This window comes from Variovorax sp. YR750 (assembly GCF_900109805.1).
In the GTDB taxonomy this organism is placed as follows: domain Bacteria; phylum Pseudomonadota; class Gammaproteobacteria; order Burkholderiales; family Burkholderiaceae_C; genus Variovorax; species Variovorax gossypii.
In genome coordinates this window covers 77,952-101,665 of the sequence record NZ_FOBJ01000017.1, presented here as the reverse complement: position 1 = coordinate 101,665, position 23,714 = coordinate 77,952, and the positions used below count along the sequence as shown (strand labels likewise).

The following is a 23,714-nucleotide window of genomic DNA, read 5'->3' as shown; positions in this document are numbered from 1 at the left end:
CGTTCATCGCTGCTGCGCGTCACGCCATCGAACGGGAGGCCGGCGTGGCCCCCGCCGCGCCGTCTTCCGCATCGCCCAGCGCCACCAGCGGCTTCTTCACGCCGAAAAGCTTCGGCACCATCACAGCGGCCGCGCCCTGTTCCACATTGCCCTGGCCAGTGACGTGGTAGACCACGTTGGCCGCCGAGACGATGCGCAGCGAGTGCGTGACCACCACCACGGTGCGCACCTTGGCCACCGCGAGCAGCGTGGCGAGCAGGTTGCGCTCGCTCTGGAAATCGAGGTCGTTGCTGGGCTCGTCGAGCACCAGCACAGAGGGCTTGCGCAGGAAGCTCATGGCCAGCGCCAGCTTGCGCCGCTCGCCCACCGACACGCCGGTGCCGCCTTCGCCCACCATGGTGCGATAGCCGTCGGGCAGCCGCGAGATGAAGTCGTGCGCACCCGAGAGCTTGCAGGCCGCGACGATCTGCTCGTCGCTCTGGCCCGGCGCGTTGCGGCGCATCACGTCGATGAGCGAACCGCCGAACCAGTAGACCTCCTGCGAGAGGTAGCTGATCCAGCGCGAGAGTTCTTCGCGGCCGAACTGCGAGAGGTCGTACTCGCCGATGCTCACGATGCCGCGCGTGGGCGTGTACAGGCCCGACAGCAGCTTCACCAGCGTGGACTTGCCCGCGCCGTTGCGCCCCACGATCACGTGCAGGCCGCCCGGGCCGATGTCGAGGTCGACGTTTTCCAGCACCGGCTGCTGCGAGTTCTCGGTGAAGCTGAAGCTCACGTCCTTCAGCGTGATGCGGCCCAGCGGCTGGGGCAGTGTCATGCCAGTGGGCGGCTTCTCCACCGGCTCGCGCAGCACGGTCTCCAGGCGCTTGGCTGCTTCCTTCGCGGTGGCCAGCGAGCGCCAGTTCGACACCAGCCCCGCCACCGGCTGCAGCGCCTTGAGCGCCAGCATGTTCGAGGCGACGAGGCCGCCCACCGTCATCCACTGCTCCATCACCGAGACCGCGCCCACGGTCACGACGACGACGGAGAACACGGTCAGCAGCACTGTGGTGCCGTCGCGCGCGCTCTCGATCTGGCCGTTCTTGCTGAAGCTCTCGGCGAGCCAGGCGTTGTAGGTCTGGCGCCACATCTCGACGGTGGGACCGTCGTTGGCCTGGGCCTTGAGCGTCTCGCGCGCGTTGCAGATCTCGGCGGTCACGCGCTCCAGGCCACGCCCGCGCTGCACTTCCTCGACGCGGCCGGAGCGCACCTCGTCGGCCCACCACCACGCGAGGAAGGACATGATCGCGAGGAACAGCAACACCACCGGCAGCACCGGTAGCGCGACGATGCCGATGACCACCAGCGCGAAGACGGCCATGGGCAGGTCGAAGATGGATTGGGCCAGCCCGCCGGTGATGGTGCCGCGCACCGAAGCCACGTCGCGGAAGTACAGGTGCCACACCGACGCGGGCCGCGCCTCGAGCGCGCGCAGCGGCCGGCCCAGCATCGAATCGAGCAATGCGCCCGAGACACCGTGATCGACGATGGCGCCCGCATTGCGCAGCAGACGCGAGCGGCGCGTGCGCAGCCAGAACTCGATGCACAGGAAAAACAGGATGCCGCTGACCAGCGCCGCGAGCGTCGACGTGCCGCTGCGCGAGAGCACGCGGTCATACACCTGCAGCAGGAAGATCGAGGGCAGCAGCCCGAACAGGCTGATGGGCAGCGAGCGCCATGCGGCGCTCTTCACGAGCGGGTAGGCGGCGCGGAACGCGGCGTTCAGCGCGCCCGCGTAGGGACTGGCACCGGGCTCGTCCGGAGTCTCGGCAACCAGTTGGCTTGGCAGGAGGAACTTGATCATGGAGAAGAGCCGGTTCGTCGTGCAATGACGCCTGCGTCATTATCAACTGTTACCCGGCTGTTACAAGGCAAAAATTGATGCGCGGTGCGCTTCAAACACACATCAGCAAGACAGCTTCTGCCCTCTCGTCACATCGGCCCTGATCCCATGAACCGGCTCCGGTTGCGCGGCGCTTCCCGTAACCGCGCAACCGGCCGGCCTCCCTGCCCTGGCCTCCCCTGTCTGTCCGGGCAAACCCTGTGCGAACACCAGCGCGATGTTGGCGCACAGCAGCATGCACAGCACCCATGCGCACAGCAGTTGCAGCCAGCCCAGCCACCAGCGCCGCGAGGGCTCGCGCCGCAGCCGCGGCTCATGATCGAAGAAGGGCGAATGCAGGAGTGCGTTCCATCTCATGGCAGTGCTTTCAAAACGCGGGCCAGCCTCGACAGGCCGATGCCCGCGGAACTCTTCGCCAACACCCAGTCGCCGGGCTGCAGCAGCCCGCCCAGCGCGGTCGACAGGTCGGACACGTCGACGAACCAGTGCGAGCGGACCTTGGTGCGGATGCGCGCATGCAGCGCGCGCATCAGCGGTCCGCACAGCAGCACGCGGTCGGGCTGCGATGCGAGCAGCTCGGCCTCGAGGTCGAGGTGGTGGCGTTGCGCGGCGGGGCCGAGCTCCTGCATGTCGCCGAGGATCGCCACGCGCCGCGCCGGTTCGCAGGGAGCCTGCGAGAGCAGCTCCAGCGCCGCGCGCATCGAGCTCGGGTTGGCGTCGTAGGTCTCGTCGATCAGCTTGAAGCTGCCGCCGCCGATGTGAATGGTGTGCAGCGCGCCGCGTCCGCCCGGCGGCTCGAAGTGCGCGAAGGGCTCGACCGCGGCGGCCAGCGGCAGGCGCATCGCCTGCAGTGCAGCGAGCGCCGCGATGGCGCTCGCGCCCATGTGGCGTCCCGGCGCGTTCAGCCGCAGCTGGAAAGGCTCGCCCGCCACCAGCGCCTGCACCTCGCCGTGGTCGAAGCCGAGCAGGCGCACGTCGGCGTCCCTGTGCTCGCCGCAGGTCACGATCTGCAGCTGCTGTGCCATCGCCGCCTCGGCGAAGGTCGCGAACTCGGCCATGTCGCGGTTGAGCACCACGCTGTCGCCCGGCACCATGGCCTGGAAGATCCGGCTGTCGAGCCGCGCGGCCGCTTCCGAGGGCCCGCGGTGCTTCTGCGACGCGGTCGAGAGCCCCGTCACCACCATGAGCGACGGGCGCACCAGTTGCGCGGAAGCCGGCATGTGCGAGGTGCCCATCTCCAGCACCCAGTAGGCCGCATGGCGCGGCATGCAGGTCATGTTCCAGGCGATGCCCGACGGCAGGCTGATGTTGCCCTCGGGCTGGCCGACCTCGCCCCACACGGTCAGCGCGCCGGCCAGCATGGCGGCCACGGTGCCGCTGCCAGCGCCGCTGCCGAGCACGCCGCACACGCGGCCCGCGAATTCGGCGCGCGCATGGTCGCCCAGCTCCAGCACGGCCTGCAGCACGTTCGACACCTTGAGCACGGGCACGCGCTTGTCGAGATGCGGCTTGGGGTCGGAGCACAGCACGGCCGCGGCCGGCTGCAGCACGCCCTTGAGCGTGACCGCCGCCAGCGGCGTCTTCGAGGGTCGCGTCTGGTGGTCGAACACCACGCGCCCCTTGCGCATGAAGGAGCGCTGCGCAACGCCGGCGGCGCGCCATCCGTCCTCGGGCTTCACGACCCATTCGCCGCCGGTGACGCGCGCCATCTCGCTCGCGGTCCACACGGCGCCGTCGTCGCGGCCTCCGCCGGAGCCCGTGCCCGCGGCGCCCGGCGAGGCCCGCCGCTCCACCAGGTAGCGGTGGTAGGCGGCGAAGCCCGAGAGGTACTGCTCGACGTCGTCGATGCGCACGCGGAACGAGTGGTGGCGGATGAAGAACGAGCCCACCACCGTCGCCGGCCGGCGGAAGTACATCGCCATCTCTGGCCAGAAGAAGCCGTTGAGCAGGTAGTGCGCGCGGTAGTCGAGCGCGCGGTAGAACTTCTCGGTGTCGAGCTCGTCCAGAAGGTGCCGCATCGCGGGCATGCCTTCGAGCCGCTGGAGCATCTGCTGCGCGGCCAGCATGAGTTCGAGCAGCGTCGGGAAGGTGGTCTTCCGGTCGAGCACGAAATCGAGATACCCCGCCACGTTCTGCAGGCCGAAGCGGAAGTACTTCTCCTGCGGGCTCCAGTGCGTGAGCTCGTGCACGCAGCAGCTGAGCCAGTGGTCGTGCGCCTGCCAGTGCTGGCTGGCGATGAAATGGTCGAAGGCCTTCTCCACCACGGCAAGCCATTGCGGCTCGCGCGTGAGGCTGTACAGGCGCATGAGTCCGTAGGCCGCCTCGCCGTCGTAGTAGATGATGCGCGAGGCCTGCTTGACCGTGAGGTCGGCCGCGTGCAGCACGTGGTTGAAGCGTCCGGTGGCCGGGTCCTGCAGCGAGACGATGCCCAGCGCGAGCCGCTCCAGCAGCGGCAGCCAGCGGCGCGTTTCCATCAGCTCGCAGTACTTCACCAGCGCGAGCACGCAGGCCGCGTTGCCGCCGAGCTTGATCTCGCCGCCGGTATCGACCAGGAAGGCCACGGCGCGGCCGTCGAGCAGCGTGTAGTCGCGGATCAGCGATCCGGTGAGATGGTCCAGCGCCCGGTCGATGGCCGCGCGCAGCGTCTCGTCGCGCGTGAGCTCCCACGACTCGAGCATGGCGTAGACCGCGCTCGCGTGGCGCATCGCGTCGTAGGTCGGGATGCGGCGGTCGAAGCACGGGAAGTAGCCGTACACGAAGAGGCCGTCGCCCTGCACCTGGCGCGCCAGGTACGACGAGCCGCTGCGCACGAGGTCGAGCACCGATTGCGGATTGAGCGCCGGCAGCTGCCGGCGGCCCGCGTCGAGCCCCGTGCCCACCAGCTTGTGCACCACGCCGTCGGGCTGGCAGAACACGCCCACGGTCGCGAGCAGGTAGACCGGGTGGTCCGCCGACATGTCCAGCGGCGGCGAGCGCTCGAAGCGCGCCTGGCTGTAGACCTCGAAGTTGCGCGCGTTCACCACCGAGTGCGGAATGGTCGAGTCGCCGCACAGCATCGCGTTGGCGTTGAGCTCCTGCTCGGTGAAGGCCATCGAGAAGTCCTTGTCGAAGGCCAGCCCGAGGCGAAAGTAGTTGCGCTTGACGGCGGTGAGCTGGGTCTTGAACTGGGCCCAGTCCATCGGGCTCGCGCCCTCGACCCAGTCGATGCGCAGCCACGGCGACACGATGCCGCGCTCGCGCACCCAGCTCTCCATGTGCCCGGCGCCCTCGCGCCAGGCGGTCTCGAAATCGGCGGCCCGCGCGTGCACGACATGTGCACGTTGCGAGCCGTCGCTCACGGAGAAGAACAGCGTGAAGGCCGGATACGGGGCCGGCAGCGCCGCGCACACCGACACAAGGCGTTCGTGGCAGGCGTGGAGCTGGTCTGTGAAGGACATCATTCGGCCCCGTTCGGATGCGGGAAACCGGCCACGCCCGTCATCTGCTTTCGCTCTGGTGACGTGTGCGCGGACCGGGAACTGCCACGACCGAAGTCATCGCGGTGATCCGGCCTCAGCGATAGCTGAATTCGGCTCTGCGATTGAGCTGATAGCCCTCCTCCGTGGTTTCGTTCGATGCGGGCTTTTCCAGGCCCCAGCTGATGGCCTCGATGCGTTCGGCGGGCACGCCGAGCTGCGTGAGCGCGCGCGCCACCGAGTCGGCACGGCGCTGGCCCAGCGCCAGGTTGTATTCGCGGCCGCCGCGCTGGTCGGTGTGGCCCTCGATCACGACCCGGCTCTGCGGCCGGTTGCGCAGGAAGCTCGCGTGAGCCTCCACGATGTTCCGGTCGCCGGGCCTGATGTTGTATTTGTCGAAGTCGAAGTAGACGATCTTCGGCACGCCGACCGGTCCGTTCTGCACCGGCGGCGGCGGTGCCGGCTCCACCTTCGGCACCGCGGTAGCGGCCTTGTTCGAGTAGTAGTAGGTCGCATCGTCACGACCGCTCTTGGGGGCCGCGCAGCCCACGAGTGCTGCGCCGAGCGCGACGATGGCCAGTGTCTGGAAGTTCTTTTTCATGTTGGTCCTTTCGCGGGACAGGCCGGTGGCGGCCTGTCCCTGGTGCTGCAGCAAGCTCCCTCGCCCCTCTTCCTTCTGTTGTCTGTTTCCGGACGATCAGCCCAGCAGGCCGTGCAGGACGTTCGTCACGGGCGACACGGCGTGCTCGACCAGGCTGGTGATCGGGGTCACAACCTCGGTCACCAGCGGGGTCACGGCATGTTCGACGCCGCTCACCGTGCTGTTGACGGCATCCGCCACCGGAGCGACCGTCGTCGTGGCACCTGCCAGGATGTCGGTCACCGGAGCGGTCGCGTCGTGCACTGCGCTGGTGGCGCTCGACACGACCGGAGCCGCGGTGTCGGTCACGCTGCCGGCGACGTCGGTCACCGGCTGCAGGATGTTGGCCACCGCGCCGTCGCTGCCGGTCAGGCCGCCGAGCAGGCTGCCCACCAGGCCGTCTTGACCCAGGAGGCTGCCGACGAGGCCGTCACTGCCGAGTACGCCGTCGAGCAGACCGCCAGCGTCGCCGCCGGTCACGGTGCCGAGCAGGCCGCCGACCAGACCGTCGCTGCCGAGCACGCCGTCGAGCAGACCACCAGCGTCGCCACCAGTCACGGTGCCGAGCAGGCCACCGACCAGACCGTCGCTGCCGAGCACGCCGTCGAGCAGACCACCAGCGTCGCCGCCGGTCACGGTGCCGAGCAGGCCACCGACCAGACCGTCGCTGCCGAGGACGCCGTCGAGCAGGCCGCCAGCGTCGCCACCAGTCACGGTGCCGAGCAGGCCACCGACCAGGCCGTCGCTACCGAGCACACCGTCGAGCAGGCCGCCAGCATCGCCACCAGTCACGGTGCCGAGCAAACCGCCGACCAGGCCGTCGCTACCGAGCACGCCGTCGAGCAGGCCACCAGCATCGCCACCGGTCACGGTGCCGAGCAGGCCGCCGACCAGGCCGTCGCTGCCGAGTACGCCGTCCAGCAGGCCGCCAGCGTCGCCGCCGGTCACGCTGCCGAGCAGGCCACCGACGAGGCCGTCGCTGCCGAGCACGCCATCCAGCAGGCCGCCAGCGTCGCCACCGGTCACGCTGCCGAGCAGGCCACCGACCAGACCGTCGCTGCCGAGCACGCCGTCGAGCAGGCCGCCAGCGTCGCCGCCGGTCACGCTGCCGAGGAGGCCGCCGACCAGACCGTCTTCACCCAGCACTCCGCCGAGGAGACCACCGTCGCCGCCAAGCACACCGCCCAGCAGACCGTCGTCGCCCAGCACGCCACCGAGGAGGCCGCCGTCGCCACCGAGCACGCCGCCCAACAGGCCGTCGTCGCCCAGCACGCCACCGAGGAGGCCGCCGTCGCCACCGAGCACTCCGCCCAGCAGGCCGTCGTCGCCCAGCACGCCACCGAGCAGACCACCGTCACCGCCAAGCACGCCACCCAGCAGACCGTCGTCGCCCAGCACGCCGCCGAGGAGGCCGCCGTCGCCACCGAGCACTCCGCCCAGCAGGCCGTCATCACCCAGCACGCCGCCGAGCAGACCGCCGTCACCGCCGAGCACGCCACCCAGCACGCCGTCGTCACCCAGCACGCCACCGAGCAGACCACCGTCACCGCCGAGCACGCCGCCCAGCAAGCCGTCGTCACCCAGCACGCCGCCGAGCAGACCGCCGTCACCGCCCAGCAGGCCGTCGTCACCGCCCAGCAGGCCGTCGTCACCCAGGACACCGCCAAGGAGGCCGTCGCCGGACAGGACGTTGGCCACGCCGTCGGTCAGGTAGTCGACTTGCGCCGTGACGCCGTTAAGCAGCGCCGCCGTCGTGTTCGTGCCGAGCAGCTGGTCGGTCAGCGGGCTCAGCAGGCCCGCGGCACCGCTTGCCACCTGGCCGACGAGGCCGTCGACCGGGTCGAGCACGTTGGGGTCGTTTTCCGAGAAGCTGGTGCCGAGCACCGGGCCCAGCAGGCCGCCGACCGTGTCGGTCAGGCCGTCGGCGACGCCGACCACCGGTCCGAGCACATTGGTCAGGCCGAGCCCGCCGAGCACGCCTTGATTCAGGCCGTCGACCAGGTTGCCGAACACGCCGTCGGCCGGGTCGAGCAGCGCCGCGCCGGTGCCAGGGGTGCCGCCACCGCCGACGCCGTCCAGCAGACCGCCGAGCAGGCCGCCGACGATGCCGTCCTCACCCAGCAGGCCACCGACCGGGCCTTCTTCGCCCAGCAGGCCGCCGACCAGGCCGTCCGGCCCGAGCAGGCCGCCAGCGACGCCGTCGTCGCCGAGCACGCCGCCCAGCAGGCCGTCGTCACCCAGCAGGCCGCCGACAAGACCGTCGTCGCCGAGCAGGCCACCCACGAGGCCGTCGCCGCCCAGCAGGCCGCCGGCCAGACCGTCATCGCCCACCACGCCACCCAGCAGGCCGTCGCCACCGAGCAGGCCACCGACGAGACCGTCGCCGCCCAGCACGCCGCCGAGCAGGCCGTCATCGCCGAGCACACCGCCCAGCAGGCCGTCGCCGCCCAGGACACCGCCGAGCAAGCCATCGTTGCCGAGCAGACCGCCAACGAGGCCGTCGTCACCCAGCAGGCCGCCGACCAGGCCGTCGTCGCCGAGCAGGCCACCCACCGCGCCGCCAAGCAGGCCGCCTTCGCCGCCGAGCAGGCCGCCCAGCGGGCTGTCGGCGATGATGCCGGAGATGGCGCCGTCCTGGCCGAGCAGGCTGTCGACCAGGCCGCCGTGGCCCAGCAGCTCGCCGGTGAGGCCGCCGCTGCCGAGCAGGTTGGAAAGGGTGCCTTCGCCGCCCAGCAGGCCGCCGACCAGGCCGTCGTCGCCGAGCAGGCCACCCACCGCGCTGCCGTCGCCGAGCAGGCCGCCCAGCAGGCCGTCGTCACCCAGCAGGCCGCCGGTCAGGCTGCCCACCGCGCCGTCGCCCAGCAGGCCGCCGACGAGGCCGTCGTCGCCGAGCACGTTGCCCAGCAGGCCACCCACCGCGCTGTCTTCGCCGAGCAGGCCGCCGACGATGCCGTCGTCACCGAGCAGGCCACCCACGAGGCCGTCTTCGGCCAGCAGGCCGGACACCAGGCTGCCTTCGCCGAGCACGTTGTCGAGCACGCCGCCCAGCAGGCCGTCGTTGCCCACCAGCTGGTCGGTGAGCCCACTCAGGCCGAGTGCGTCGGTCAGGCCGCTGATGATGCCGTGGTCACCGACCAGGTTGGTCAGGCCGTTGTCCAGCGCGTCGGTCAGGTAGTCGACCTGGCCCAGCACCGTGCCGAGGATGGCGGTGGTGGCACCGGCACCCAGCAGGTTGTCGAGCGTGGGGCTCAGGCTGTCGCCCAGCAGGTCGGTCACGCTGCCGACGGTGTTGTCGATCGGGTCGAACTGGTTGGGGTCGTTCGGCGTGAACTCGCTGCCGAGCAGCGGAGCCAGCACGTCGTCGAGCGTGTCGGTCAGGCCGTCGACCGCGTTGGTGACCGGCGTGAGCGAATCGCCGAGGCCGAGCGCGCCGCCGAGGCTGTCCACGGCGTGGTTGACGAGGCTGTCGCCGGGGTTGAGGAGGGCGTCGCCGTCTGCGTCTGCGTCGGCGTCGGCGTCAGCGTCTGCGTCGGCGTCTGCGTCGGCGTCGGCGTCGGCGTCGGCGTCGGCGTCAGCGTCGGCGTCAGCGTCAGCGTCAGCGTCAGCATCAGCATCAGCATCAGCATCAGCATCAGCATCAGCATCAGCATCAGCATCGGCATCGGCATCGGCATCGGCATCGGCATCAGCGTCGGCATCAGCGTCAGCGTCAGCGTCAGCGTCAGCGTCAGCGTCAGCGTCAGCATCCGCATCCGCATCACCGTCCGCATCCGCGTCGGCGTCGGCATCCGCATCCGAGTCGGCATCCGCGTCGGAATCGCCAGGGTTGGTCGGGTTGCCCGAACCGACGAGCAGCGGGAACGCGCTGTCGCTGCCGCCGCCACCGCCGCTGAGCGCGGCGCCCAAGGCTGCGGCGCCCAGTGCGCCCAGTGCGAATTCACCCAGCCCGATGCCGCTGCCGGCAGCGAGCTTCTTGGTGACGGCCAGGGCAGCGGCATCCGCATCGCTGTCGGGCGGGGTCACCTGCAGGTCGCCCGACGCGACATCCACATTCACTTGTTCGAGGCCGCCGGGCAGCTTGGTCGAGCCGATGGTGGCGTCGGTGCCGCCGGTGAACACACCTGCGAGCGGGGCCTTGTTGGTGGCCGATCCGGGGAAGAGAACATTGGCGTGGCCGTCCTGCGGAACGATCACGCGGTCGCCGGCCATCAGTGTCTGATTGCCATCGACGGGAATGCGGACACCGTCGCGCATCACCGCAACGCCTGGCGTGGCATTCGATAATGTGCCGATGCCGGGGGGGGCCGCGGTTGCGGCGGGTGCCGCCGAACTCACCACGCCGGGAGTGCCGAGCGGTGTGACGGTAGCCTGGGCGATGACCACAGGAGCAGCGCCAGCGGCGGCAAGTCCCTCGGTCGTATTGGTCGATGCTTGTTGAGCGGTCATGGCAGCCTTCTGTGACAAAAGATGCCTACTCAGGGGCAACTAGCGTGCCGCTTTTTCCGCGCCCCATGCCAAAGCGGCCCGGAGCATCGCAACCTGTTGATTCGTATGGAAAATTTTCTTTTTGGCGGGCTGCCGGCGGGGTGTGGAAACAGCTCGTAAGCAGGTCATTTGGCGAATCGTTACGTAACGAAGTAACGCCGCGTACCCGGAACGTCCGACACATCCGAGGGCTCGTGGACACACCTTCAAATGCGCCTGCAAGGGCGCCCGCGAGCACCGCGCCCACTCTTCTTTCCTTCACCTCTATATAGATATGTTCAACCCCTCCCAGGAAGACGTGCGCCGCTTCTTCTGCGACGTCTACGCCAAGCACCGGCAGGGCCTGCCGATGGAAGCGCTCGAGACCATCGCCGCCGGCTGGATCGACCAGCACCCCGAGTACCACGAGGACCTGGCCGACGCCGACGCAGCGGTGGCGCGGGTCTACGACGGATCGAACGGGCGCGAGAACCCGTTCCTTCATCTGTCGATGCATCTGTCGATCAGCGAGCAGTGCTCCATCGACCAGCCGCGCGGCATCCGCCAGGCGGTCGAGTTGCTGGCGGCGCGGCGCGGTTCGCTGCTCCATGCGCATCACGAGGCGATGGAGTGCCTGGGCCAGATGATGTGGGAGAGCCAGCGCGCGGGTCGGCCGCCGGACGGCGAAGGCTACGTGGCCTGCGTGCAGCGCCGAGCCACGAAAGACTGAGTACTAGCCGCCGGCCTTCGGCTTTTTCCTGGCCCTTGCCGGAACGGCGCTCTGTTCCTTCGCCGCCTCGCGCAGCAGTGCGGCCATGGCGGCGCGCAGGGCCGAGGGCTCGGCGTCGCTGCGCTGCAGCAGGCCGACCGGCTCCTCGGTGCCGCCAGTCTCGATGCGCAGCCGCACGAGGCGCCCGTCGGCCAGCTCGCTTCGCGCGGCGCCCAGCGGCGTGATCCACACCGCGTCGGACACCGCCACCAACGCGCGCGCCACCGCCACGTCGAGCGTCTGCAGCGCATTGGCCGGCAGCACGAGACCGCGCGCCGATAAAAAGCTCTCGGTGTTGTGGCGCGGGATCGTGCCCTCGCCGTACACCACCAGCGGATAGGCCAGCACCGCCTGCACAGACACCGCCTTGTGCGCCAGCGGATGGCCCGCGCGCACGGCGAACACCAGCGCCTCGGTGTGCAGCAGCTCGAAGCTCAGGCCGCCCATCAGGCGCGGATCGCTCATGCGGCCGACCACCAGGTCGAGCTCGCCGGCGCGCAGCTCGTCGAGCAGCGCGGCGTTGGCCGCGCTCTTCACCACGATCTGCACCGAGGGCCGGCTGTCGCGCAGCCGCGCCAGCGCCAGCGGCAGCAGGGCCGGGGCCACGCTGGGCAGCGCGCCGATGCGCAGGCGCTCGATACGCGCGCCCGTCTCCGGCGCCACGGCCTGCGCGCTGGCGTCGAGCGCCTCGAGCACGCGCAGCGCGTGCGCGAGCAGCTGCTCGCCGGCGGCCGTGAGTCCCTGCACGCCGCGCCGGCCGGCCTTGCTGCGCTCGACCAGCCGCGTGCCGGCGATCGCCTCCAGCTCCGAGAGCGTCTTCGACACCGCCGGCTGGCTCAGCGCCAGCCGCTCGGCGGCGCGCGCGAGATGGCGCTCCTGCGCCACCGTGACGAGGCAGCGCAGGTGCCGCAGCTGCACGTTGCGCACGAAGTCCTGGCGAAGATCGGTGAGCGGGTCTTTCAAGGGTGGGCTTTCAATTCCTTATGGTTATTGAAAACGTAGCAATCTTCAATTTACATCATCGGATGCCGCTTCTAAAGTGGCGGCTTCCGGATTCGTCCCACGACAGGAGACAACGTTCATGTTGACCAAAACCCAGGGCCCCAAGGGCCCCTCGCCCATCCTCACGCCGCGCGACTGGGATGCCCACCCCAGCTACGTCTACCCCGGCTACAAGTCCACCGTGAAGCGCGGCCCGCAGAAGCCGCTCATTCCGCTGAAGGCCTCGCTCGGCGAGCTGCAGCAGCCGGTGTACGGCCACGACAGCATCGGCGAGTTCGACAACGACCTCACGCGCAACGCTCGCCGCAACGGCGAGCCGCTGGGCGAGCGCATGATCCTCACCGGCCGCGTGCTCGACGAGCGCCGCCGCCCGGTGGCCAACACGCTGGTCGAGCTGTGGCAGGCCAACGCCGCCGGCCGCTACGTGCACAAGGTCGACCAGCACGACGCGCCGCTGGACCCCAACTTCCTCGGTGCGGGCCGCTGCCTCACCGACAGCGAAGGCCGCTACCGCTTCCTCACCATCAAGCCCGGCGCGTACCCGTGGGGCAACCACCCGAACGCCTGGCGCCCGCAACACATCCACCTGTCGCTGTTCGGCCAGAGCTTCGCGAGCCGCCTGGTCACGCAGATGTACTTCCCCGGCGACCCGCTGATGCAGTACGACCCGATGATCACCGGCACGCCCGAGCGCTACCGCAACCGCCTGATCGCCGACTTCAGCCTCGACATCACCGAGGAAGGCTACGCGCTGGGCTACCAGTTCGACATCGTGCTGCGCGGCGCCGACGAAACGCCCTTCGAAAACCGATGAGCCAGGAGACACACATCATGCTGATGACCGCACAGGAAGCCGACTTCGGCCAGACCCCCTCGCAGACCGTGGGCCCCTACTTCGCCTACGGTCTCACCGCCACGCAGTACGGCTACGACTTCGACCAGCCCTTCGACGCCGTGCTCGCGCTCGACGACGCCAAGGGCCAGCGCATCCGCCTCGAAGGCCGCGTGATCGACGGCGACGGCAACCCGATCAACGATGCGCTGGTCGAGATCAGCCAGCCCGACGGCGAAGGCCGCTATCCGCAGACGCCCGAGGAAGCGCGCGCCATGGGCTTTCGCGCCTTCGGCCGCGTGGGCACCGGCACGCACGAAGGCAACCGCTTCGTGTTCCACACCGTCAAGCCCGGCGCCGAATCGCCCGGCGAGGCACCGCACATCAACGTCATCGTGCTGATGCGCGGCCTGCTGCTGCATGCGTTCACGCGCGTGTACTTCAGCGACGAGGCAGAAGCCAACGGGAAGGACGCGGTGCTGCAGAGCGTGCCTGCCGACCGCCGCCATACGCTGATCGCCGAGCGCGTGGAGCAAGGCGGCGCAGTCACCTATCGCTTCGACATCCGCATGCAAGGCGCGGACGAGACGGCGTTCTTCGACGTCTGAGCCACCGATCTCTCAGGGAAATCCCCGACACAAAAAAGCCCGCAGCAGCGGGCTTTTTTGTTTGTGCGCAACGAAGCGCCTGCACTGAACGCTTATTCGGCGCCGTGATGGATGCGCGACTCGGGCACCGTCTTCAGTTCGCCCGGCAGCGAGCTGATGTAGCTGGCCAACGTCTTGAGCTCGGCGTTGGTGAACTTCTTCTCCTCGACCTGCTGGCCCATCACCGCGTTCGAGCGGCCCAGGTGCGAGTTGTTCTTCACGCGGTACGACTTGAGCGCGACGAACAGGTAGTCCGCATGCTGGCCGGCCAGCTTGGGCACGGTGCCGTCGTTCGGCGTGTTGAAGTTGGCGCCGTGGCACTTGGTGCAGCTGTTGTCGGCGTTGCGGGTGATGAGCGCTTCTACGTTGGCGGGCGTGGCCTTGGCCAGCGTGGCCGGCGGCGCGCTGCCGTCCTTCAGGCCGAGCTGGCTGTAGTAGGCGGAGATGTCGGCGATGTCCTGGTCGGTGAGCGTGTCCGCGATGGCGCGCATGGTGGGATGCTTGCGGTCGCCGCCCTTGTACGCGGTGAGCGCCGCCGTGATGTAGGTGGCGCTCTGGCCAGCGATCATCGGCACCTTGTGAATCTCCGGGAAGCTGGCCTGGTAGCCGATGATGCCGTGGCAGCCCACGCACATCTGTACCTTCTTTGCTCCGTCCTGGGCCTTGCCAGTGACTTGTTGGGCTTCAGCCGAGACCGTCACGGAAGCGACAGCAAGGGCAAACATCGTGGTCAACAACTTGTTCATTTTGCGCGCACAATCTCGTGGAGAGTACAGTTTTTCGGATCAACATTCGATTATATGCAGGGGTCCCCTGGAACCCTGTGCAGGCCAACCCTGAGGCTGCACGACGCACATCGGGTGTGTTCTTTTCTCCACCCCCGTCCTCGTTCCTTCCGTTCCATCCATCGCACTCATGAAATTCCAGGGCTCAGACAACTACGTCGCCACTCAGGACCTGATGCTCGCGGTCAACGCTGCCATCACGCTCAAGCGCCCGCTGCTCGTCAAGGGCGAACCCGGCACGGGCAAGACAATGCTGGCCGAGGAAGTGGCCCAGTCGCTCGGCCTGCCGCTGCTGCAGTGGCACATCAAGTCGACCACCAAGGCGCAGCAGGGTCTCTATGAATACGACGCCGTGAGCCGCCTGCGCGACTCGCAGCTGAAGGACGTCGACGGCGGCGAGCGCGTGAGCGACATCAACAACTACATCGTCAAGGGCGTGCTCTGGCAGGCCTTCACGGCCGACCAGCCGGTGGCGCTGCTGATCGACGAGATCGACAAGGCCGACATCGAATTCCCGAACGACCTGCTGCGCGAAATCGACCGCATGGAGTTCTACTGCTACGAGACGCGCGAGCTCATCCGCGCCAAGCACCGGCCGGTGGTGTTCATCACCTCGAACAACGAGAAGGAGCTGCCCGACGCTTTCCTGCGCCGCTGCTTCTTCCACTACATCAAGTTCCCCGACGCGGAGACGATGAAGCACATCGTCGGCGTGCACTTCCCCGGCCTCAAGCAGGAGCTGCTCGCGGCCGCGATGAAGACTTTCTACGACGTGCGCAATCTGCCCGGCCTGAAGAAGAAGCCCTCCACCTCGGAGCTGCTCGACTGGCTCAAGCTGCTGGTGGCCGAGGACATCCCTCTCGAGGCCCTGCAGAGCAAGGACGACAAGGTCGCCGTGCCGCCGCTGGTGGGCGCGCTGCTCAAGAACGAACAGGACGTGACGCTCTTCGAGAAGCTCGTCTTCATGCAGCGCAACAACCGCTGAGCCATGAGCAGCCAGAAACACTCCACCAGGCAGCTCATGAAGCTGGGCATCGCCCAGGCCGTGATGTTCATGGTGGGCGCGCTGCTGGGCCGCGGGCTCGGGCTGCTGCTGGGCCTCGACGCCTTCGGCAGCGGCGAATACAACAAGCGCGAGCTCATCGGCATCGCGCTCATCGGCCTGGGCGGCGGCGCCGGTGCGCAGGCCGCACGCTTCTGGTACGTGGGCAAGTACGGCGACCCGCGCGGCTGAGGAAGCCCGCGAAGAGCCTGGAGGAAAGAATGGCATTCGTCGAACCCGTCACGCTGAAGGCCCGCGGCATCGCGCTGGTGCCGCTCGCGCCGGCCCATGAAGAAGGCCTGCGCGCCGCGGCTGCCGACGGCGAGCTGTGGAAGCTGCGCGTCACCTCCGTGCCCGAGCCGGAGAACACGCGCGCCTACATCGAGACCGCACTCAAGACCGCGGACCGCTTCGCCTTCGCCGTGACCGACGAGGCCACCGGCACCGTGCTCGGCAGTACCAGCTTCCACGACATCCTGCCCGCCGTGAAGCGCGTGGAGATCGGCTACACGTGGTACGCCGCGCGCTGCCAGCGCACCCACGTCAACACCACCTGCAAGCTGCTGATGCTCACGCATGCCTTCGACGCGCTGGGCTGCAACGTGGTGGGCTGGCGCACCGACAACTTCAACTTCGCCTCGCAGCGCGCCATCGAGCGGCTGGGCGCGAAGAAGGACGGCGTGATCCGCGGCAACGTGATGCGCCGCGACGGCACCATCCGCGACACCGTGATGTACAGCCTGCGCGCGGGCGAATGGCCCGAGGTGAAGGCGCAGCTGCTGTACCTGCTCGACAAGCCGCGCGGCTAAAAGCGCCGGCGAGCGACGACAACACACAACGAAGGAGCGCCACCATGCTCATCGACTTCTTCTACACCCTGCGCTCGGCCAAGCTGCCGGTGTCGGTCAAGGAATACCTCACGCTGCTGGAGGCCCTGCAGGCCGACGTGGTGGGCCCCAACTCCGACGGTGCCCACAGCCTGGACGACTTCTACTACCTCTCGCGCACCGCACTGGTGAAGGACGAGAAGCACTACGACAAGTTCGACCGCGCCTTCGCCGCCTACTTCAAGGGCGTGGAGATGCTGACCGACTTCACCAAGGAAGTGCCGCTCGACTGGCTCAAGAAGACGCTGGAGCGCGAGTTCACGGCCGAGGAAAAGGCCAAGATCGAGAAAATGGGCTGGGACGAGCTCATGGAAACGCTCAAGAAACGCTTCGAGGAGCAGAAGGAACGCCACGAGGGCGGCAGCAAGTGGATCGGCACCGGCGGCACCTCGCCATTCGGCAACGGCGGCTACAACCCGCAGGGCGTGCGCATCGGCGGCGCGGGCAAGAACAAGAGCGCCGTGAAGGTGTGGGACCAGCGCGCCTACAAGGACTACGACGACACGCAGGAGCTCGGCACGCGCAACATCAAGGTCGCGCTGCGCCGGCTGCGCAAGTTCGCGCGCGAAGGCCACGACGAAGAGCTGGACCTCGACGACACCATCCACTCGACCGCCGCCAACGCCGGCTTCCTCGACATCAAGATGCGGCCCGAGCGCCACAACAACGTCAAGGTGCTGCTGCTGATGGACGTGGGCGGCACGATGGACGAGCACATCCAGCGCGTGGAAGAGCTGTTCTCGGCCGTGAAGACCGAGTTCAAGCACCTGGAGTTCTTCTACTTCCACAACTGCGTGTACGACTTCATGTGGAAGAACAACAAGCGCCGCTTCTCCGAGAAGTTCGCCACCTGGGACATCCTGCGCAAGTACAACAAGGACTACAAGCTCATCTTCGTCGGCGACGCGACCATGAGCCCCTACGAGATCCTGCAGCCCGGCGGCAGCGTCGAATACAACAACGAGGAAGCCGGCGCCGAGTGGATCCAGCGCCTTACGCACACCTTCCCGAAGTTCGCGTGGATCAACCCCGAGCCGCAGGGCGTGTGGCAGTACCGCCAGAGCATCGCGGTGATGCAGCAGCTGATGTCGAACCGCATGTACCCCCTCACGCTGCGGGGCCTCGAGGAAGCGATGCGCATGCTGTCCAAGTAGGACGATGCCGGCGATCCGGCCGGGCCTTCAGGAACCGGCCGGGCTTGCTGTCAGAATCCGCCCATGGTCAGGGCGGTTCCTGTTTCTTCGCCGGCATGGTGGCCGGCTTTCCTTTTGTTCGGCGTCCTGCTCTTGCAAGGCTGCAGTCTGCTGCCGAAAAAGGAATCCGCCGAAGAAAACAAACCCGTGACCGGCCTCGTTCGCAGCGGCACGGCCGGTGCCGGCACCACCGCGTCCGACAAGGATGAAGAAGGCGACGGCAAGAACGCTGGCAACAAGCGCGACGCCTTCACCGTCGACGTGCGCGGCCCCGAGATCGTGCGCGACTACCTCAAGCTTCACCTCGAGATCCAGCGCTACCGCGAGCTCGACGACCTCGGCGCGACCGAGATCTCCCGCCTCATGGTGGCGGCCGAGACCAACGCCCGCGAGCTGCTCGCCACGCTCGGCTACTTCACCCCCACGCTGACACTGGAGCTCAACGAGACGCCGCAGGGCGAGAAGGCGCCGCGCGAGATCGTCATCAACGTCTCGCCCGGCGAGCTCACCAAGGTGAGCAACGTGCAGATCAGCTATGCCGGCCCCATCGCCGACGACGCGGCGGCCGAGTCGCAGCGCGACACCATCCGCACCGCCTGGGCCCTGCGCGCCGGCCAGCCCTTCACGCAGCAAGCCTGGGACGAGGCCAAGACCACGGCGCTGCGCAGCCTCACCGCCAGGCGCTTCCCCACAGGCAGCATCCAGATCAGCCGCGCCGAGGTGGATGCCGACCGCAGCGAAGCCCGCCTGAGCGTCACCTACCAGTCGGGCCCGGCCTACAAGTTCGGGCCGCTGGTGCTGCGCGGCATCCAGCGCTACGACCCCGACGGCGCGCGCCGCATCGCGCGCCTGCCCAGCGGCCAGGACTACGACCAGCAGAAGCTGCTCGACGCGCAGCAGCGCCTGGCGAGCAGCGGCTACTACGACTCGGTGTTCCTCACGCTCGACACCGAGAGCGCCGACCCGCTGGCCGCGCCCGTCATCGCGCAGCTGCGCGAGGCGCCGCTGCAGAAAGTGGTGCTGGGCGTGGGCTTCACCACCGACAACGGCCCGCGGCTTTCGATCGACCACATCCATAACCAGGTCCCGCTGCTGGGCTGGCGCGCCGTCTCGCGGCTGTCGGTGGACAACGACATCAAGTCGCTGTCGACCGAGTTGAAGGCCATTCCCGACGACCGCGGCTGGCGCTGGTTCTCCGGCGCGGAGCTCAAGAGCGAGCAGTCGGGCAGCTACGTGGTCGACAGCGGCCGGCTGCGCGGCGGTCGCAGCAAGTCCGGCGACCACATCGACCGCAGCTACTTCCTGCAGTACGACTACGCGCAGAACCGCGGCACCAACGCACCGCCCTCGGCCTCGGCCGTGACGGCCAACTGGGGCTGGACCGGGCGCTACTTCGACGACAACGCCACGCCCTCGCGCGGCTTCGGCCTCGCGCTCGAAGTGGCTGCGGGCTACACGCTCACCGGCGAGCAGGTGCCCTTCACGCGCACCTACGCGCGCTGGCTCGGCGTGCTGCCGCTGGGCTCGGCCGAGGACAAGGAACTGCGCGCGCGTCGCAGCCGCCTGCAACTGCGCGTGGAGGCAGGCGCCGTGTCGGCCAAGGACAGCGCACAGATCCCCTCCACGCTGATGTTCCTGACCGGCGGCGACACCACCGTGCGCGGCTACAGCTACAAGCAGATCGGCACCGTGCGCGCCGACGGCACGACCGTGGCCGGCCGCTACCTCGGCGTGGCCAGCGTGGAGTGGCAGCGCCCCTTCGTCTACAACAACAAGCTCACCGAATGGGAGAGCGTGGTGTTCGTCGACGCCGGCGCCGTGGCCGACAAGCCCGGCGAACTCAAGCCCAAGGTGGGCGTGGGCGTGGGCGCGCGCTGGCGCAGCCCGGTCGGGCCGGTGCAGGCCGACCTGGCCTACGGCGTGGACTCGAAGAAGTTCCGCCTGCACTTCCGCCTCGGCTTCACCTTCTGACGCAGGCAACGCCAGATGCAGACCGACGACGACAACAAGTCCACGCCGCCCTCGCCTCCCCGCCGCTCTCGCGCGCGGCGCGCGATGCGCGCCCTCGCCTGGACCATCACAGGCCTGCTGCTCGCGGTGGCACTGCTGGTCGCCGGCGCATGGTGGTGGCTGGGCTCCGACACATCGCTCGCCTTCGCGCTCGCGCAGGCGGCGCAGCGCCTTCCAGCCGGCCAGACGCTGGAAAGCCGCGACGTGAGCGGCTCGCTTCGCACCGGCGGGCGCATCGGCTGGCTCAAGTACCAGAGCGAGAGCATCGCCGTGGAGGTGAACGAAGCCACCATCGGCTGGCAGCTCGCGCCGCTGCTTCAGCGCAAGGTGCAGCTCGGCGAGGTGCACGCGAAGCAGGTGCTGATCGAGAAGCGCGGCCCGCCGAGCGACAAGCCCACCGAGCCGCTCGAACAGCTCGCGCTGCCGGTCGAGGTCGAGCTGCCCTTCCGCGTGGATGAACTGCGCTGGGCCGGCCCGCCCGTGCTGCAGGCGCTCAATCTCTCGGGCAGCTACAGCTACAAGGCGGCCGAGCATCTGCTCGAGGTGAAGGGCGTGGACATCGCCGACGGCCACTACAGCACCCGCGTGAAGCTGCAGGGCCCCGCGCCGATGGCGATCGACGTCGCGCTCGACGGCCGCGTGAAGGCGCCGCTGGCCGAGGACCACGACATCGACGTGCTGGCCTCGGCCACCGTCAAGGGCACGCTCGCCGGCACCGCCGCGCGCCTGCAGGTGGCCGCCGAGCTGAAGCCCGCCGAGGAGAACGCCGACGCACCGATGGAAGCCAGCTTGCAGGCACAGATCGCGCCCTGGCTGCCGCAGCCGGTGATCGACGCGAAGGCCGACCTGCGCAACGTCGACGCATCGAGCCTGTGGCCCGGCGCGCCCGAAACAAGGCTCACCGGCATCGTCGAACTCCAGCCCGACGCCGACACCGGTCCCTCCGCCTGGAAGGCCTCGGCCGACATCCGCAACGCCGTGCCCGGCCCCTGGGACCAGGAGAAGCTGCCGCTCGAACAGGTGCTGGCCAAGGTCGGCTTCGACGGCACGAACTGGACGATTTCCGAAGCCACCGTGCGCGCGGGCGGCGGGCGCATCGACGCGGCCGGCAAGTGGAGCCCCGCGCCCTCCCCCTGGCAAGCCCAGGCCACGGTGCGCGGCGTGCGGCCGGGCGCGCTCTACAGCGAGCTCTCGGGCGCGCCGGTCAGCGGCCAGCTCAAGGCCGAGCAGAAGGAAAGCACCATCGTCTTCGACGCCAATCTGCGCGCCGAGGGCGGCGCGGGCAGCAAGGCCCTGCCCGGCTTCGCGCTCGACCGCGCGCTGGCGCAGGGCCAGTGGAAGGACCAGGTGCTCGACCTGCGCACGCTGCGCATCGAGGCGCAGCGCGCCAGCGTCGACGGCCGCCTGCAGGTGCGCGTGGCCGAGCAGGCGGCGAGCGGCAAGCTGGCCCTCGCACTGCCCGGCGGCAGCGCGCAGGTCGAAGGCCGCATCGCGCCGGATTCGGGCAGCGGCGAGATCAGGGCCGCCATCGACGACGCAGACACCGTGCAGCGCTGGGTGCAGGGCCTGCCGGGGCTGTCGAAGGTGTTCGCGGACGCGAGCGCCAAGGGCTCCGCAAAGCTCGACGCCAGCTGGCAGGGCGGATGGCGCACCATCCAGCGCCGGCTCGAAAACCCCAACGCGCCCGCGCCGCGCGGCGGCACCGAGCCCAGCATCAAGGCAGCGCTCGGCGTGCCCCGCCTTGAGCTCGCCCTGCCCTCCGAGCAACCCGGCGGCGCCACCACCTCCGTCCAGGTGCGCAACCTGCAGGCCGACCTTGCCGGCAGCCTCGCGCAGGCCACGCTTGCGCTGAAGGGCGAAGCCGCCACCGGCACGCAGAAGATCGACATCGACACCCGCGCCAGCGGCGGCATCGCCGGCGCCGGCCAGTGGCGCGCGGCGCTGGCCAGCCTGAAGCTGCAGGCGCAGGACAGCGCCCGCCCCGGCGCGCCGTGGGTGCTGGAGCTGGGCCGCGAGGTCACGGCGACGATCCGCACCGGCAACAACAGCGCCGGCACCGCGCCTCGCCTCGACGTCGAGGCCTCCGCCGCCTCGGCCACGCTGCGCGGCCCCGTGCCCGGCACGGTGCGCATCGACTGGCAGCCGCTGCGCTTCAGCCAGAGCGGTGCCGCGCCCAACCGCGTGTTCCGCCTGCAGTCCAAGGGCCAGATGCAGGGGCTGCCGATGGCCTGGGCGGGCGCGTTCGGCGCCAACACCACGCTCGGCGAATACGGAATCAGCGGCGACCTGATGTTCAACGGCGACTGGGACATCGACGCCGGCGACACGCTGCACGCCAAGGCCCGTCTCGCGCGCCAGAGCGGCGACATCCGCGTGCAGGCCGGCGAGGCTGCGCTCGTCACGCGCATCACCAGCACCGGCACGGGCACCGCCAGCGAGCGCACGATGAATTCCGCTTCCGCCAGTGGCGACGCGCCCAGCACGCCCGCTGGCCTGCGCCAGGCCGAGCTGCGCCTCGATGCCGACGGCGACGCCGTGCGCGCTGTGCTCGCGTGGGACAGCGAGCGCGCCGGCAAGATCGACGCCGACATCAACACCCGCGTGCAGCAGCGCGCGGGCGGCTGGCAGTGGGCGCCCGACGCGCCGCTGGGCGGCACCATCAAGGCCACGCTGCCGAACCTCGGCGTGTGGTCGATGCTCGCGCCGCCGGGCTGGCGCATCGCCGGCACGCTCGACGCCAGCGCCACGCTCTCGGGCAACCGAGCCGTGCCGCGCTGGAACGGCACGCTGGGCGCCGACAAGCTCGCGCTGCGTGCGCCGGTGGAAGGGCTGGACCTGCGCGACGGCCGGCTGCGCGCCACGCTCACCGGCGAGCGCGTGGAGATCACCGAATTCACGCTCAAGGGCGGCGCCGGCAGTTCCGCGCGCATCGGCGGCCAGAGCGGCAACCGCAGCACCACCGCCAGCGAAGCCCGCACCGACGGCGGCACCCTCTCCGCCACCGGCGACCTCAGCTGGGGCCCGGCCACCGGCAGCGCGACGGGCATCCGCATGGCGCTGCAGGGCCAGCTGCGCGCGCTGCGCGTGCTGGTGCGCACCGACCGGCAGGTCACGCTCTCGGGCGACCTGCAGGCAAAGCTCGACAACGGCCAGTTCACCGTGCGCGGCAAGCTCAAGACCGACCGCGCCGTCATCATCCTGCCCGACGAGACCGCGCCCAGCCTGGGCAGCGATGTCGTCGTGCGCTCCGCAGCCAAGGACCGCGAGACCGCCGAGGCGGCGCAGCGCGAATCCGCCCGCGCCGACGCGCAGGCCGCGAAGCCGCAGACGGCCAAGCCGCCGGACGTGGCTGTCGAGTTCGACCTCGGCGACGACTTCGCGGTGCAGGGCCGCGGCATCACCACGCGGCTCGAAGGCAACCTGGAGATCCGCAGCACCAGCCTGAACGCGCCGCCGCGCATCACCGGCGAGGTGAAGACCGTGAAGGGCCAGTACCGCGCCTACGGCCAGCAGCTCGACGTCGAGACCGGCATCGCGCGCTTCAACGGCCCCTTCGACAACCCGGCGCTCGACATCCTCGCGATCCGCCCGAACCTGTCGCAGCGCGCGGGCGTGCAGATCACCGGCACCGCCCAGTCGCCGCGCGTGAAGCTGTATTCGGAGCCGGCGCTGTCCGATGCCGAAACGCTCTCGTGGGTCATCCTCGGTCGCGCCTCGGCCACCAGCGGCGGCGAGTCGGCGCTGCTGCAGCAGGCCGCGCTGTCGCTGCTCGGCAAGATCGGCGGCGCCACCACCGGCGGCAGCCTGGCCAGCCGCTTCGGGCTGGACGAGCTCGGCTTCAAGGGACCGGGCAACGGCGGCGACCTGCGCGAATCGGCCGTGACGCTGGGCAAGCGCCTGTCGAAGGACTTCTACATCACCTACGAACGCAGCATCGGCGGCACCTTCGGCACCCTCTTCATCTTCTACGACCTGACGACGCGCCTCACCCTGCGCGGCCAGGCCGGGCAGACCAGCGGCCTCGACCTGATCTACACGGTCAAGTACGACTGAAGGCGGCGGCGGGGTACCGCGTCCGACTTCGGCCTTGACCCGCGTCTCGCGCG

At 69.5% G+C, this 23,714-nt stretch carries 16 protein-coding genes; 9 read left to right on the top strand and 7 right to left on the bottom strand.

The genetic code is table 11. The features are described 5' to 3' along the window. Nucleotides 1-19 precede the first annotated feature (19 nt). The 5 genes from BMY35_RS29635 to BMY35_RS29615 form a co-directional block, all read right to left on the bottom strand. The gene (locus BMY35_RS29635) at nt 20-1,843 is read right to left on the bottom strand and encodes a peptidase domain-containing ABC transporter (RefSeq protein ID WP_093206577.1); all 1,824 of its coding nucleotides are present in this window, start codon (nt 1,841-1,843) and stop codon (nt 20-22) included. A gap of 102 nt (nt 1,844-1,945) precedes the next feature. Beyond that, nucleotides 1,946-2,239, bottom strand: a complete 294-nt coding sequence (locus BMY35_RS29630) for a hypothetical protein (RefSeq protein WP_093206576.1) — start codon at nt 2,237-2,239, stop codon at nt 1,946-1,948. Continuing rightward, complete coding sequence (locus BMY35_RS29625) at nt 2,236-5,322, bottom strand: glutamate ligase domain-containing protein (RefSeq protein WP_093206575.1); 3,087 nt, start codon at nt 5,320-5,322, stop codon at nt 2,236-2,238. The genes BMY35_RS29630 and BMY35_RS29625 overlap by 4 nt, the downstream gene beginning before the upstream one ends. A 112-nt stretch (nt 5,323-5,434) precedes the next feature. After that, nucleotides 5,435-5,938, bottom strand: coding sequence for a peptidoglycan-associated lipoprotein Pal (gene pal / locus BMY35_RS29620; protein WP_093206713.1), 504 nt, complete (start codon nt 5,936-5,938; stop codon nt 5,435-5,437). Nucleotides 5,939-6,034: 96 nt separating this feature from the next. Continuing rightward, a complete protein-coding gene (locus tag BMY35_RS29615; protein WP_371287209.1) occupies nt 6,035-10,423 on the bottom strand; it encodes a hypothetical protein in 4,389 nt (1,462 codons plus the stop codon). Between the two features lie 313 nt (nt 10,424-10,736). Between BMY35_RS29615 and BMY35_RS29610 the strand changes: the two genes are divergently transcribed. Beyond that, the gene (locus BMY35_RS29610) at nt 10,737-11,171 is read left to right on the top strand and encodes a DUF1841 family protein (protein WP_019656213.1); all 435 of its coding nucleotides are present in this window, start codon (nt 10,737-10,739) and stop codon (nt 11,169-11,171) included. A 3-nt stretch (nt 11,172-11,174) separates the two neighbouring features. On the opposite strand, the gene BMY35_RS29605 is transcribed toward BMY35_RS29610, so the two are convergent. Continuing rightward, complete coding sequence (locus BMY35_RS29605) at nt 11,175-12,173, bottom strand: LysR substrate-binding domain-containing protein (protein ID WP_093206573.1); 999 nt, start codon at nt 12,171-12,173, stop codon at nt 11,175-11,177. A 118-nt stretch (nt 12,174-12,291) separates the two neighbouring features. Here BMY35_RS29605 and pcaH point away from each other — a divergent pair, with 118 nt between their 5' ends. Both pcaH and pcaG read left to right on the top strand, forming a co-directional pair. Beyond that, nucleotides 12,292-13,026: a protocatechuate 3,4-dioxygenase subunit beta gene (gene pcaH, locus BMY35_RS29600; protein ID WP_093206572.1), complete on the top strand. Its 735-nt coding sequence runs from the start codon at nt 12,292-12,294 to the stop codon at nt 13,024-13,026. Nucleotides 13,027-13,043: 17 nt separating this feature from the next. Next, a complete protein-coding gene (gene pcaG, locus BMY35_RS29595) occupies nt 13,044-13,652 on the top strand; it encodes a protocatechuate 3,4-dioxygenase subunit alpha (RefSeq protein WP_093206571.1) in 609 nt (202 codons plus the stop codon). A 92-nt stretch (nt 13,653-13,744) separates the two neighbouring features. Here the strand turns inward: pcaG and BMY35_RS29590 are convergent, their stop codons facing one another. Beyond that, nucleotides 13,745-14,437, bottom strand: coding sequence for a c-type cytochrome (locus BMY35_RS29590; RefSeq protein WP_093206570.1), 693 nt, complete (start codon nt 14,435-14,437; stop codon nt 13,745-13,747). 169 nt (nt 14,438-14,606) lie between these two features. Between BMY35_RS29590 and BMY35_RS29585 the strand changes: the two genes are divergently transcribed. The 6 genes from BMY35_RS29585 (at nt 14,607) to BMY35_RS29560 (ending at nt 23,661) form a co-directional block, all read left to right on the top strand. Beyond that, the gene (locus BMY35_RS29585) at nt 14,607-15,461 is read left to right on the top strand and encodes an AAA family ATPase (RefSeq protein WP_093206569.1); all 855 of its coding nucleotides are present in this window, start codon (nt 14,607-14,609) and stop codon (nt 15,459-15,461) included. Between the two features lie 3 nt (nt 15,462-15,464). After that, complete coding sequence (locus tag BMY35_RS29580) at nt 15,465-15,710, top strand: hypothetical protein (protein ID WP_093206568.1); 246 nt, start codon at nt 15,465-15,467, stop codon at nt 15,708-15,710. Between the two features lie 29 nt (nt 15,711-15,739). Further along, nucleotides 15,740-16,327 carry a GNAT family N-acetyltransferase gene (locus tag BMY35_RS29575; protein WP_093206567.1) on the top strand — a complete coding sequence of 196 codons (588 nt, stop codon included), beginning with the start codon at nt 15,740-15,742 and terminating at the stop codon, nt 16,325-16,327. 44 nt (nt 16,328-16,371) lie between these two features. Continuing rightward, nucleotides 16,372-17,559: a vWA domain-containing protein gene (locus BMY35_RS29570; RefSeq protein ID WP_093206566.1), complete on the top strand. Its 1,188-nt coding sequence runs from the start codon at nt 16,372-16,374 to the stop codon at nt 17,557-17,559. Between the two features lie 63 nt (nt 17,560-17,622). Then, complete coding sequence (locus tag BMY35_RS29565) at nt 17,623-19,569, top strand: autotransporter assembly complex protein TamA (RefSeq protein ID WP_093206565.1); 1,947 nt, start codon at nt 17,623-17,625, stop codon at nt 19,567-19,569. A 15-nt stretch (nt 19,570-19,584) separates the two neighbouring features. Continuing rightward, nucleotides 19,585-23,661 (top strand): translocation/assembly module TamB domain-containing protein, encoded by a 4,077-nt coding sequence (locus BMY35_RS29560; protein ID WP_093206564.1) that lies wholly within the window; start codon nt 19,585-19,587, stop codon nt 23,659-23,661. Nucleotides 23,662-23,714: the final 53 nt, after the last annotated feature.

Bases quoted from the DNA above. Each gene is read 5' to 3' on its own strand.
- BMY35_RS29635 (WP_093206577.1), bottom strand. From the start codon at position 1,843: ATGATCAAGTTCCTCCTGCCAAGCCAACTGGTTGCCGAGACTCCGGAC.
- BMY35_RS29630 (WP_093206576.1), bottom strand. From the start codon at position 2,239: ATGAGATGGAACGCACTCCTGCATTCGCCCTTCTTCGATCATGAGCCG.
- BMY35_RS29625 (WP_093206575.1), bottom strand. From the start codon at position 5,322: ATGATGTCCTTCACAGACCAGCTCCACGCCTGCCACGAACGCCTTGTG.
- pal (WP_093206713.1), bottom strand. From the start codon at position 5,938: ATGAAAAAGAACTTCCAGACACTGGCCATCGTCGCGCTCGGCGCAGCA.
- BMY35_RS29615 (WP_371287209.1), bottom strand. From the start codon at position 10,423: ATGACCGCTCAACAAGCATCGACCAATACGACCGAGGGACTTGCCGCC.
- BMY35_RS29610 (WP_019656213.1), top strand. From the start codon at position 10,737: ATGTTCAACCCCTCCCAGGAAGACGTGCGCCGCTTCTTCTGCGACGTC.
- pcaH (WP_093206572.1), top strand. From the start codon at position 12,292: ATGTTGACCAAAACCCAGGGCCCCAAGGGCCCCTCGCCCATCCTCACG.
- pcaG (WP_093206571.1), top strand. From the start codon at position 13,044: ATGCTGATGACCGCACAGGAAGCCGACTTCGGCCAGACCCCCTCGCAG.
- BMY35_RS29590 (WP_093206570.1), bottom strand. From the start codon at position 14,437: ATGAACAAGTTGTTGACCACGATGTTTGCCCTTGCTGTCGCTTCCGTG.
- BMY35_RS29585 (WP_093206569.1), top strand. From the start codon at position 14,607: ATGAAATTCCAGGGCTCAGACAACTACGTCGCCACTCAGGACCTGATG.
- BMY35_RS29580 (WP_093206568.1), top strand. From the start codon at position 15,465: ATGAGCAGCCAGAAACACTCCACCAGGCAGCTCATGAAGCTGGGCATC.
- BMY35_RS29575 (WP_093206567.1), top strand. From the start codon at position 15,740: ATGGCATTCGTCGAACCCGTCACGCTGAAGGCCCGCGGCATCGCGCTG.
- BMY35_RS29570 (WP_093206566.1), top strand. From the start codon at position 16,372: ATGCTCATCGACTTCTTCTACACCCTGCGCTCGGCCAAGCTGCCGGTG.
- BMY35_RS29565 (WP_093206565.1), top strand. From the start codon at position 17,623: ATGGTCAGGGCGGTTCCTGTTTCTTCGCCGGCATGGTGGCCGGCTTTC.
- BMY35_RS29560 (WP_093206564.1), top strand. From the start codon at position 19,585: ATGCAGACCGACGACGACAACAAGTCCACGCCGCCCTCGCCTCCCCGC.